Genomic DNA, 12245 nt, shown 5'->3' with positions numbered 1-12245 from the left:
CGCTATGAGCTTTGATGCAATTTTGTCACCTGTCTTTCTATCCTTGCGAGTAGCTGCGTGCGCCACAATAATCGTTACGATCTTAGGAACGATTATTGGACGAGCATTAGCGCGCTCCTCGTGGCGATATAAAGTACTACTAGAAACTATTTTCTTATTACCAATGGTGCTTCCACCAACTGTTATCGGCTTTTTTCTAATTATCATTTTTGGAAATAACAGTCCCATTGGAAAGTGGATTGAATCATTATTTCAGCAGTCCATTATGTTTACATCTACTGCTGCTATCATTGCTTCTACAGTCGTTGCATTTCCGCTCATGTACCAATCAGCAAAAACAGGATTTTCTATCGCAAATGTACAAATTGAAGAAGGCGCGCGCGATCTTGGTGCAAGTGAATATCAAGTTTTTCTACATGTTACACTCCCGCTTGCATTCCCCGCACTACTTAGCGGTATGATTTTGAGCTTTGTTCGCGCACTCGGTGAATTTGGTGCAACTTTAATGTTTGCAGGAAATATACCTGGCAAAACTCAGACGATTCCAACGGCGATTTATATGGCTATTGATGCGAGTAATATGCAACTAGCTTGGACGCTTGTAATCATAACGATTAGTATGTCCCTTCTATTCTTACTATGCATTCAACTCATTAATAGAAGAATTACTACTTCTTAAAGCAACTTTCGACAAAAGTTGCTTTTTATTTCCCGGAAAATAAAATGATTTGATTAATAACTGAATTTTTTCTCTTATTTAAATATACATTTTATTTGAATCCACTTTCTAAAATAGGTAATTTCCTGTTATTATATGAAAGTGTTTCAAAAAATGAAGAAATGAAAACGCATTTATATCGTAAATTCTTCATCCTGTTTTAGCGATCGGTAATCTTCTACTCTATTAGTGGAGCATTACCGATCGTTAGAACGATATGTAATTATATTGGTATAGAAAACCGAAGGGAGTCTTGTAATGGACATTTTATTAGCGCTTCTTCCTGCAATCGCATGGGGAAACATCTTATTAGTAAGCGTAAAAATGGGCGGTGGTGCATATAGCCAAACGGTAGGTATGACAATCGGTGCTCTATTCTTCGCAACAACTATGTATGTATTTACTCAACCAACTTTAACAATGACAGTCTTGATTGTTGGCTTTATTTCAGGTTTATTCTGGGCTTTAGGACAAGTAAACCAATTAAAAACAGTTGAAAAACTAGGTGTTTCAACTACTGTAACTATTTCTACTGGTATGCAACTTGTTGCAACTTCTATCTTTGGAGTTATCGCTTTTCGTGAGTGGACTACTACTACAACGATTGTTCTGGGAACGATTGCAATCCTATTAATCGTAGTTGGTGTAGTATTCACATCACTAGATGATAAAGAAAATGCACAGCCACCAGGACAATTGAAAAAGGGACTTCTTACTTTAATTGTTTCTACTTTCGGCTATCTTGTATATGTAATTATTATTCGTTGGTATAATATCGATGGTTGGTCTGCTATTTTACCACAGGCAGTTGGTATGTTCGTTGGTGCGGTTGTACTGACGTCTAAACATAAACCATTTAACAAATATGCAATTCGTAATGCTGTATCTGGTTTACTTTGGGGAACAGGAAACTTATTCTTACTTCTTTCATTACCACGTGTCGGAGTAGCGACAAGCTTCCCATTATCTCAAACTGGAATCGTTATCTCAACATTCGGTGCGATTGTCTTCTTAGGTGAAAAGAAAACAAAACGTCAATTGATCTTTATTGCTCTAGGTAGTGTTTTAATTATCGGCGGCGCTGTATTGCTTGGTATGACAAAAGCATAAATTTAAACTATATTTAAACCCCCTGAAACGTATATGCTTCAGGGGGTTTTTTGATTACAATTATTTTCTAAATATAATTATTTACACGTTCTCGCTCTTTATGGTTTTTCTTCCATTCTAGCAAGCCATCGATACATAAAAATAGATTAATAATAGCTAATACTAACATGACGTATAAGCCCGTTGAAATATAAATCACAATGCTAACTATGTTATACAAAATCCATAAATGCCAATTTTCTAAGATTTTTCGGCTCAGCATAAATTGAGCTACTAATCCTAATACAGCGTTTAAAGCATCTAAATATGGACTTGTCGATTCTAAATAACGGACTTGATAATATCCCCAACCAATCCAAGCAACTAAAATAAAAAGTATATAAATAATCCATCCTTTCAAATCTAAGCGAACTGTCGGTTTTACCTTCTCCTCCCCACTACGCGCAATCCAGTAATACCAACCGTACACATTAAATATAAATTGGAAGGCTGCTAATACTGCCATTGCGTATAAGCCTTGTGTAGTGAAAATATACAGAAATACCGCAACTGTAATCATCCCAAATAAAAAGTTTGATACCTTTTCCCTTGCAAGTAACCAAACATTAATAATCCCCATAACCGATGCGAAAATTTCAATATAACTTGATCGGATATAGAACCCAACTAATATGCAAATAATACTAGAAATGAGTAAAAAAAGTGGACTTCTAACCATATTTATCTCTCCCCAGATATGTAATAAACTCCCTATCAACAGTATAAGAAATAACTCTTATACTTACTATAAATTTTCTCCTGTAAAACTCCCCACTCATCTATTCCACTTACGATAAGCCGTTTCTTTTTACAAAATTCTCTTAAAAATGGTATCGTTTTTTATAACATATTCTCATCAGAAAGGAATAAAGGATATGCCTAATAAACATCGAATTTTATTTATTGGTGCCGGTCGTATGGCAGAAGCTATATTTGCTGGACTACTTACAACAAGTAAAGAATACATCGAAGAAATTATTGTTTCCAACCGAAGTAACATAGAAAAACTAACGCAATTACAAACTCAATATGATCTATCGATTACAACAGATTGGAAACAGCATATTAAATCTGTAGATACAATCGTTTTAGCAATGCCGCCTGTCGCACATGAACAGCTATTAGCGGATCTATCCCCTCTTCTAACTAATCAATTTGTCGTGACAGTTGCTGCCGGAATCGGACCATCTTATCTAGAAGAAAGACTTCCCCAAGGGACACCTGTTGCTTGGATTATGCCAAATACAGCTGCTGGAATTGGAAAGTCTATCTCCTTATATACGACGGGACATTCTGTAGATGAAACACATCAAGAAACGTTACAACTTCTTTTAAAAGGCATCGGTACCTCGCAACCTTGTACCGAAGAGGAAGTTCACCAACTTACCGCAGTTACTGGTAGTGCACCTGCTTTTCTCTATCACTTTGCTGAAGGTTTAATTGCAGCAACGAAAAGCTATGGTATTGATGAGGAAACAGCAAAACACCTTGTTATTCAAATGATTGCTGGCTCTGCCGCTATGCTCCAGCAAAATCAGGATCCAGCTATGCTCCGCGAACAAGTAACAACACCAGGAGGTTCAACGGCTGAAGGCTTAAAAGTTCTATATGAAAATAATTTTTCAGAAGTCATTCAACAAGCAGTTGAAGCGACCAATAAAAAAGCTAGGGGGAATTAATATGACTTTAACAAGTTTAAACGACTATACAACATTACATAACGGCGTGAAAATGCCTTGGTTCGGCTTGGGTGTTTTTAAAGTTGAAGATGGTACAGAAGTAATTGATTCTGTAAAAGCAGCTATAAAAAATGGATACCGTAGTATCGATACTGCTGCGATATATAAAAACGAAGAAGGCGTTGGACAGGCAATTCAAGAATCTGGTATTCCTCGTGAAGAGTTATTCATCACTTCAAAAGTGTGGAATAGTGATCAAGGTTACGAGTCAACACTACAAGCATTTGAAACTACATTAGAAAAATTAGGTCTAGAATATTTAGATCTATATTTAGTACATTGGCCTGTAAAAGGAAAATACACTGAATCATGGAAAGCTTTAGAGCAGCTTTATAAAGATGGTCGTGTTCGTGCTATCGGTGTGAGTAATTTCCATATTCACCATTTGCAAGATGTATTTGAAATTGCAGAAATTAAACCAATGGTTAACCAAGTGGAATACCACCCACGTTTAGCACAAGAAGAATTACATGCCTTCTGTAAAGAACATAACACCCAGCTTGAAGCTTGGTCACCATTAATGCAGGGGCAGCTACTTAATCACCCAACATTACAAGAAATCGCTACGAAATATAATAAATCGACTGCACAAGTTATTTTACGTTGGGATCTACAAAATGAAATTGTAACAATCCCTAAGTCTATTAAAGAACACCGCATTATTGAAAATGCAAACATCTTTGACTTTGAATTAAGCTCGGATGATATGAAAGCAATTCAAGCTTTAAATGAAAATCATCGCGTTGGTCCAGATCCAGATAACTTTAACTTCTAGTAGGAAAACCACTGCCATATGCAGTGGTTTTTTTATTTTTAATAAAACTGAAAATTTAAACTATATTCCATTTGATTGACACTTTATTATCTAAGGTGTAAGATTTCGAATTATCAAAGAAACACAAAAATTAATAAAATTTATTTGTTTACTCATTGTATCAAGAGAGGTGGAGGGACTGGCCCTTTGAAACCTCGGCAGCAGGTTCATTTTGAATACTGTGCCACTTCCTGCAAGCTTTGTGCTTGAAAGATAGAATGAGGGACTTCGTTTATATACGGGTGCATAACTTGTACGTAAAAATCCCTCTTTCTCAATACGAAAAGAGGGATTTTTTGTTTTTCATTTCCCTCATCATCATCCAATCTTATTAACTATTTAGGAGGAAAATCAAATGAAAAAGAAGTTTGTACCCGGTATTGCATCAGTTGTAGGAGTAAGTATTTTATTATCTGGTTGCGGTAGTTATAAAAACGAAGCGAGCGGAGCAAATGCAAAAGATGAGGCACCTAGTAAGCAAGTTTTAAACTTATCTTCACCTACTGAGATTCGAACAATGGATACGGCTCGTGCTACAGATACTGATTCTGGTCAAGTAATGAGAAACGTATTTGAAGGTTTATACAATCTTGGTGAAGGTAATAAACCTGTTCCTGGCGTTGCGAAATCTCATGAAGTAAGTGCTGATAAAACGAAATACACATTCCATTTACGAGATTCAAAATGGTCGAACGGCACACCTGTAACAGCGAAAGATTTTGTCTTCGCTTGGCAAAGAGCTGTCGATCCAGCAACAGCTTCTGAATATGCTTTTTTATTCCTGGATATTAAAAACGCTAAAAAAATTAATAGCAAAGAACTCCCATCCGATCAACTTGGTATAAAAGCAGTTGATGACCATACGTTTGAAGTAGAATTAGAGCGCCCTGTTCCGTATTTTATTAGCTTAACGGCGTTCCCAACATTTCTACCAATCAACGAGGAATTCTTTAAAGCACAAGGTGATAAGTACGCTTTAGAAGATAACAAAATCTTGTACAACGGAGCTTTTACACTAAGCGATTGGAAGCATGAACAAAGCTTTAAATTTAAGAAAAACCCTACCTATTGGGATAAAGATAATGTCAAACTCGAAGAAATCAATTTCAACGTTGTGAAAGAGAAATCAACAGAAGTAAATTTATTCGAATCCAAACAATTAGACCGTATAAAACTAACATCTGACTTCGTTGATAAATATAAAAAGGATGCTAACTTTAAAGAACGTCCGAACGTAGGGGTACAGTTTTTACGTATGAATCAGCAAAACAAAGTGCTACAAAACGTTTCTGTACGCCAAGCAATCGATCAAACAATTGATCGAAAATCTTTTGTAAATACGTTATTAAATGATGGCTCTACACCAACCTTTAGTCTCGTGCCGAAAAACTTCGCAAAAGGGCCTGATGGAAAAGACTTCCGTACTGCAAACGGCGATTTAACAAAAGTTGATACAACATCTGCACAAGAATTATGGAAGAAAGCAAAAAAAGAACTTGGTTCTGAAAAGATAACATTAGAATTATTAACAAGTGATGGTGACCTTGAGAAGAAAACTGGTGAGTTCCTAAAAGGACAACTAGAAAAGAATTTAGATGGCTTAACGGTAAATATAAAACCGCAACCACGTAAACAACAAGTTTCACTCTTATTAAAAGGTGACTACGAGATTGGAATTGACGGTTGGAGCCCTGACTTTGCTGATCCAATTACATTCCTTGAACTATTTACGACGAATAACCCTTACAATTTAGATCATTACTCGAATAAAGAGTTTGATGACACAATTGAAAAAGTTAAAACTACCTTGGCTGGTGATGAAAAAGCTCGCTGGGAAGCGTTACTAGCATCAGAAAAAATATTATTTAAGGACTCTGTTATCGCTCCTCTTTACCAAAAAGGAGAATCTTATTTAGAGCGATCCTTTGTAAAAGGCATTGTGCAAGTAGACTTTGCTGGTCAATTAAACTTCAAGTGGGCAAAAATTGAAAAATAAAGTGAAACTTTAATCAGTGGGGCTTTTAAGGGCAGTTGATCCCCCCTAACTTCTTTGCTTTCACTGAATTTTGAGGTGAGGACCTTACTGCCCGTTAATGCGGGATAAAATGCAACTTAGATCATTGTGTTCCCACCCACACCCATTGTTTTTTTAGCAAAATATATTAAAAGCAGATTCCCTAATATGAGGAAATCTGCTTTTTCAATATATTATTCCAAAAAATTAACACTCTACTTTTTATTATTGACATATAGTTCTTTCCAGTGTTAATATTCTAAATAATCAAAGAAACAAAATATTTTACCATCAAAATGTAATGTCTACTAAGTTGAAACATATAACGATAGATTATAGTTCAACATGTATATACATATAGAACACCTGATTACCTATATACACATATTTATAATAAGTTTTCTCTCCTTCTACAGCTAAACTTCAAGACATGGACATTATGACGTTACGAACAACACATTTAGGGAGGAAAGAACAATGAAGAAAAAAGTTGTACCTGTGTTGCATCTGTTTTAGGGGCAAGTCTACTACTAACTGCTTGTGGGGGAAATAAAGATAATGCAGGCGGAGCAAAAGCGAACGATAAAGCACCTGATAAACAAGCGATTAACTTATCATTTGCTTCAGAAATTCCAACAATGGATGTTGCAAAAGCAACGGACGGGGAATCCATGAACGTAATGCGAAATGTTTTTGAAGGTTTATATGCAATAGGAGAAGATAATAAACCGATCCCTGGTGTTGCTGAATCGGTTGACATTAGTCCGGATAAAACAAAGTATACTTTCCATCTTCGTGATTCAAAATGGTCAAACGGTACTCCTGTTACAGCAAAAGACTTTGTCTTTGCTTGGCAACGTGCCGTAAACCCTGAAACAGCAGCTGAATATGCATTCTTATTCTTCGATATACAGAATGCAAAACAAATAAACCAAAAACAATTACCAGTTGATCAATTAGGCATCAAAGCTCTTGATGACAAAACTTTAGAAGTACAACTAGATCGCCCTGTTCCCTACTTCTTAAGCTTAACGACATTTGCAACATTCTTACCAATCAATGAAGAGTATTTAAAATCTCAAGGTGATAAATACGGTTTAGAAACGAATCACTTAATTTACAACGGGGCTTTCACATTAGATAACTGGAAACATGAACAAAGCTTCCAATTGAAGAAGAACCCTAACTATTGGGATGCTAAAACTGTAAAACTAGAAGAAATCAACTTCAATGTCGTTAAAGATAAATCTACAGAAGTTAACTTATATGATTCAGGACAAATTGATCGTGTTGCTTTAACTGCGGAGTTTGTTGATAAGTATAAGAACGATTCCAACTTCAAGGAACGCGCTGAAGTCGGTATCCAATTCTTACGACTAAATCAGAAAAATGCAGTATTAAAAAATCAACATGCACGCCTCGCTATTAACGAAGCAATGAATAAAAAAGCGTACGTAGAAACAATTTTAAATAACGGTGCAATCCCAGCAGAAGGAATGGTTCCTGCGAAATTCGCAAAAAGTCCAGACGGTAATGACTTCCGTAAAGAGAATGGAAATCTAGTCAAAGATGATGTGAAATCTGCAAAAGAAAACTGGAAAAAAGCAAAACAAGAACTTGGTACTGACAAAGTAACAATTGAACTATTAACAAGCGATAATGCTTTAGCTAAGAAAACTGGCGAATATTTAAAAGGTGAACTAGAAAAGAATCTAGATGGATTAACAGTGACTTTAAAACCTCAACCACGTAAACAGCAGTTAAAACTACTATTAAGTGGTGATTACGAAATCGGAATCGATGGCTGGGGCCCTGACTTCGCAGACCCTATTACATTCTTAGATCTATTCACAACAGATAGTGCTTATAACTTCGATAAATACTCTAACAAAGAGTACGACGAGCTTATTCGTAAAGTAAAAACTGATTTAGCTGGTGATGAAAAAGGTCGCTGGGAGGCAATGAAGCAAGCTGAAAAAATCTTATTACAAGATGGTGCTGTTGCTCCTTTATACCAACAAGGTCGTTCTTACCTACAACGCGGATTTATTAAAGGACTTGTAACAACTGACTTCGGCGGTGAATTTAACTACAAGTGGACAGAAGTTGCAAAATAATAAACACTAGTAAAAAAGGTATCCCACGAAGGATACCTTTTTTACTTTATACTTCTTTAACTACAGAACTTTTCCTCTTTACTATCCCTTTTATAACTAGAGTGATTCCCGCTACCAATTGTGTAACTAGTATAATAAGTAATAATGAAATAATATTTTTCTCTAAATCAACTTCCCTGAATATTATTGTATAATAACCGTTTGCTGCTTATGTTGCGGGAAATAATCCCGAACGGCAAACCTGTTTTTCCAATGCAGTGATAAATACATATGTATTAATACTAAGAAGACTAAAAGGACGATTATCAACGCTCTTCATAGCTCTCTTTTTGTATTGAACCAAAACTCATAATAAATATAAACATAAATATCAAATATGTTTTCCACGTCAACAAGGGTATATGTCCTGACCAAAGATAACTAATTAAATAGTTGATTCCCATAATACACAACGATACTAATAGACTAATACTTATTAGTTTTACATATTTGAGCATATATTTTCTCCTTATCTTTTATTTTTCTACTTCTTCAAATTGCAAATTCATCGGTTCTTCTAAGAGTGTTTCATAAAAATTTTCTGCCAAATCTGTTGAAGGAATTTTTCCATCCACTTCATCAAATCGAATACTATCTAGCCATACACAGCCCTCTCCTGATAATAAAACACCAAATGCAATACCAAGAGCCTCTTCTTTTATATCTAATACAACCGAGTACGATTGCCAGTTATTTGTATTTTTGATTGGACGATTTTGCATGTTATCCATAGCAAGTGGCTCTGTATCTTTTCCATCTACTCGCATCCATAATCCCGCCCAGTCTCTTACATTCTCACTCTTAATAAATGCTGTTAAACGTAATCTCTTACCTACATATTTATCTGCTCGGAACATTTGCATTAGTGTTGAAAACCCTCCGTGTGTAACGTTCTCTTTTGCTTTTATATATGCAGATACCTTTCCTTGATGAACAACTTCGTAATCTAAACCCATCTCATATTCAGGAGGATGACTTCCACTTAATACCCATCCTTTCGGTATACCTTTTTCCATTGAAACGCCCTCTCTTTCTATATAAAATGACTGGAAATACTTCCGATATTTTTTGGTGGTAATTGAAACATTCTTTTAAAAGCTCTAGTAAATGCCTCTTGTGAGGAAAAACCATATTGCACTGCAATATCAATGACTGCTCTTTCAGTCGATACTAAAGCCTGTGCAGCATGAGTTAATCTTCTCTTACGAACATAATCCGTTACACTCATCCCAATATAACTTTGAAAAATACGATGAAAATGGTACATCGATACTGCCCCGTGAAATGCCACTCTTTCTGTTGTAAGCTCTTCATGTAAATGATTCTCTATATATTCGATTGCTTTTTTTATCATCTCTTTATATTCTTCATGCATTTCAGTACCTCCTTACAACTTCAATTTACCATATACATACAAATCATTTTTGATTTAAATTGCGGATTAATTCTTAAAGCTATAAGTAAATAATTTATTTTCAACACATACATAATTACATGAAATTGGGAAAAACTTGTATAGAACAAATTTACATAAGGAGGAATTTATAATGAGAATTTTACTATCAATTTTATTAGCTCTTATGCTAGTACCTGCATTAACAGGATGTAAAGCTCCTGCAAAAGAAGATACAACTTCTAATAAGAAAACGACTGAAGAAGCAAAAAATGAGGCCCCTGCAGATTTAAAACTAAACTTTAATGAATTTGATTTAAAGGCAGACTATCAAGATACGAAGAAAGACTACGAAGCTGATTATAAAAATGTAGCAGCGGATAAGAAAATGGAAGCAAAAATTGAAGATCATAAAACAGATGTAAAGTTCACAGGCGACGAAGCTATTACAAAATTAAGCCCTCTTCTACAAGAATTAAAATTCGATAAAAACACACCAGATCAAGAAGTAATTGATCAAGTAGTAAATGTATTCAAACTTGATAAAGACTACCAAAAATTCGATTTAGAAGTTGTCTTCTCTGATGGAACGAAAAAAGAATATAAAAGAGAAATAAAATAAAGAAGTAGGCGGTTGCCTACTTCTTTATTTTTTAATTTTTACGTATCTTAGTTCTGGACTAGAACCGATAATGAATTGGACGCCAGATACTGATGATTTTTGTAAATATGAAGAGCTTGGGAAAATAATTGGGATTAATGGTGTATCATCAAACATAATATCTTCTGCTTTATGCAATAAGTCAAAACGCTTATCTTCGTTTTGTTCAACTTTTGCCTCTTTTACTAAAGCATCAAATTCTTTATTATGCCATTTTGCATAGTTGTTTGGACCATCACCTGCATATAAATCTAGCTTAGTAATCGGATCCAATAGAGAGCCGCCCCATCCCATATAAGCTAATTGGAAATCACTTTGCTTATATGTGTCGATGTAACTCTTCCACTCTTTATTTTCTAATTTAATATCTACACCAAGATTTTTCTTAAACATTTCTTGCATTGCTTCTGCTACTTTTTTATGTTGTGTATCTGTAGTGAATTTTAATGTTACTTCAGGTAATGTAGACCAACCTTGCTCTTTCATGCCCTCTTCTAATAATTTTTTCGCTTCTGCTGAATCGAATTTTACGTAATCGCCTTTTTCTTTACGGAAATCACGACCACCTTGTGTTTTTGCCCCTTCTGGAACAAAAGCATATGCTTCTTGTGCATTATTTTTATACAGTTTTTCAACGATAAACTTACGATCAACCGCTAATGAAAATGCTTTACGTACTTTTGCATTTGTAAACGGCTCTTTTTCTACGTTAAACGAATAAATATAAGATGAGAATCCTGCAACACGCTTATATTCTTTGTTTCCTTTTTCTTTTTCAATCATCTCTTGTGGTAAGCTACTTAGCAAATCTAATTCTTTTGACTTGTACAATTGGTACGCTGTTTTAGAATCTGGAATAATACGAAACTCAATTTCTTTTAATGTTACCTTTTTATCATAGTATTCTTTATTTTTTTGTACTGTAATAGCTTGGTTATGCTTCCATTCTTTTAACGTGAATGGTCCGTTCGTAATTAACTCTTTTGGATCTGCTTTTAATTTATTATTATCATCAATTGATTTTTTAGATAATGGAATAAATAATGAACTTGCTAATTTTTGTTTAATAGAAGCAACTGGGTGCTCAAGTGTTACCTTTAATGTTTGAGGATCAACGACTTGAATACCAACTTGTCCTTCTTCACCTTTTCCAGTATTATATGCCTCTGCTCCTTTAATAAAATACATTTCTGTCGCATTCATAGAACCTGTTTTCGGGTTTAATAATCGCTTCCATGCGAACTCAAAATCATTTGCTGTAATTGAAGAGCCATCTGACCATTTAATATCTTTCTTTAAATGAATTGTATATTCAGTTCCATCCGCATTTACTTCTTCTTTCTCTGCCAATTCATTTTGATATTTCCCATCACTATCTTGCGTATATAAACTTGAAAACAACTGTCCAATTATGTAACCTGACGTGCTATCTGTCGCAATGGCAGAATCAAGCGTATACGGATCACTGCTAATATTCGTTACTAATCGATCCCCTTCTCCCTTACCAGCACTCGCCTTTTGCGTCTCTTTCTTACCGCAAGCAACAGAAGTGATCGCTAAAACAGTCATAATGACAAACAGTAAAAACTTCTTCATCCTAC

At 35.0% G+C, this 12245-nt stretch carries 9 protein-coding genes, 3 pseudogenes and 1 riboswitch; of the genes and pseudogenes, 7 read left to right on the top strand and 5 right to left on the bottom strand.

Annotation, left to right across the window (positions count from 1 at the left end; all coding sequences use genetic code 11):
• The first annotated feature begins 4 nt into the window (after positions 1–4).
• Both modB and SB773_RS23250 read left to right on the top strand, forming a co-directional pair.
• On the top strand, positions 5–679 hold the full coding sequence (gene modB, locus SB773_RS23255) for a molybdate ABC transporter permease subunit (RefSeq protein WP_410592428.1): 675 nt from the start codon (positions 5–7) through the stop codon (positions 677–679).
• 297 nt (positions 680–976) lie between these two features.
• The gene (locus SB773_RS23250) at positions 977–1828 is read left to right on the top strand and encodes a GRP family sugar transporter (protein ID WP_002009926.1); all 852 of its coding nucleotides are present in this window, start codon (positions 977–979) and stop codon (positions 1826–1828) included.
• A gap of 67 nt (positions 1829–1895) precedes the next feature.
• Here SB773_RS23250 and pnuC read toward each other — a convergent pair whose 3' ends face one another.
• Complete coding sequence (gene pnuC, locus SB773_RS23245; protein WP_002091429.1) at positions 1896–2546, bottom strand: nicotinamide riboside transporter PnuC; 651 nt, start codon at positions 2544–2546, stop codon at positions 1896–1898.
• A 196-nt stretch (positions 2547–2742) separates the two neighbouring features.
• Between pnuC and proC the strand changes: the two genes are divergently transcribed.
• The 4 genes and pseudogenes from proC to SB773_RS23225 all read left to right on the top strand — a co-directional run bounded on the left by proC (position 2743) and on the right by SB773_RS23225 (position 8551).
• Positions 2743–3546, top strand: a complete 804-nt coding sequence (gene proC, locus SB773_RS23240; protein ID WP_410592425.1) for a pyrroline-5-carboxylate reductase — start codon at positions 2743–2745, stop codon at positions 3544–3546.
• Between the two features lies 1 nt (position 3547).
• Positions 3548–4381, top strand: coding sequence for an aldo/keto reductase (locus SB773_RS23235; protein WP_410592423.1), 834 nt, complete (start codon positions 3548–3550; stop codon positions 4379–4381).
• A 154-nt stretch (positions 4382–4535) separates the two neighbouring features.
• A riboswitch (SAM riboswitch) is annotated at positions 4536–4640 on the top strand.
• A gap of 135 nt (positions 4641–4775) precedes the next feature.
• On the top strand, positions 4776–6416 hold the full coding sequence (locus SB773_RS23230; RefSeq protein WP_410592421.1) for a peptide ABC transporter substrate-binding protein: 1641 nt from the start codon (positions 4776–4778) through the stop codon (positions 6414–6416).
• A 495-nt stretch (positions 6417–6911) separates the two neighbouring features.
• Positions 6912–8551, top strand: a pseudogene (locus tag SB773_RS23225) (peptide ABC transporter substrate-binding protein).
• 46 nt (positions 8552–8597) lie between these two features.
• Here the strand turns inward: SB773_RS23225 and SB773_RS23220 are convergent.
• The 3 genes and pseudogenes from SB773_RS23220 to SB773_RS23210 form a co-directional block, all read right to left on the bottom strand.
• A pseudogene (locus SB773_RS23220) lies at positions 8598–8870 on the bottom strand (hypothetical protein).
• The gene (locus SB773_RS23215) at positions 8857–9048 is read right to left on the bottom strand and encodes a hypothetical protein (protein ID WP_410592419.1); all 192 of its coding nucleotides are present in this window, start codon (positions 9046–9048) and stop codon (positions 8857–8859) included. Before SB773_RS23215 ends, SB773_RS23220 begins: the two are co-directional and overlap by 14 nt.
• Positions 9049–9066: 18 nt before the next feature.
• Positions 9067–9965 (bottom strand): annotated as a pseudogene (locus tag SB773_RS23210) (helix-turn-helix domain-containing protein).
• Positions 9966–10137: 172 nt separating this feature from the next.
• Here SB773_RS23210 and SB773_RS23205 point away from each other — a divergent pair.
• The gene (locus SB773_RS23205) at positions 10138–10605 is read left to right on the top strand and encodes a YusW family protein (protein WP_001221531.1); all 468 of its coding nucleotides are present in this window, start codon (positions 10138–10140) and stop codon (positions 10603–10605) included.
• Between the two features lie 24 nt (positions 10606–10629).
• Here SB773_RS23205 and SB773_RS23200 read toward each other — a convergent pair whose 3' ends face one another.
• Entirely contained in the window at positions 10630–12240 is a 1611-nt protein-coding gene (locus SB773_RS23200; RefSeq protein ID WP_410592416.1) for a peptide ABC transporter substrate-binding protein, read from the bottom strand.
• Positions 12241–12245: the final 5 nt, after the last annotated feature.

The sequence above is a fragment of the Bacillus sp. SIMBA_074 genome (genome assembly GCF_046534555.1).
In the GTDB taxonomy this organism is placed as follows: domain Bacteria; phylum Bacillota; class Bacilli; order Bacillales; family Bacillaceae_G; genus Bacillus_A; species Bacillus_A mycoides.
The sequence above is the reverse complement of the archived record's forward strand: the minus strand, read 5'-3'. Positions and strand labels throughout refer to the sequence as shown.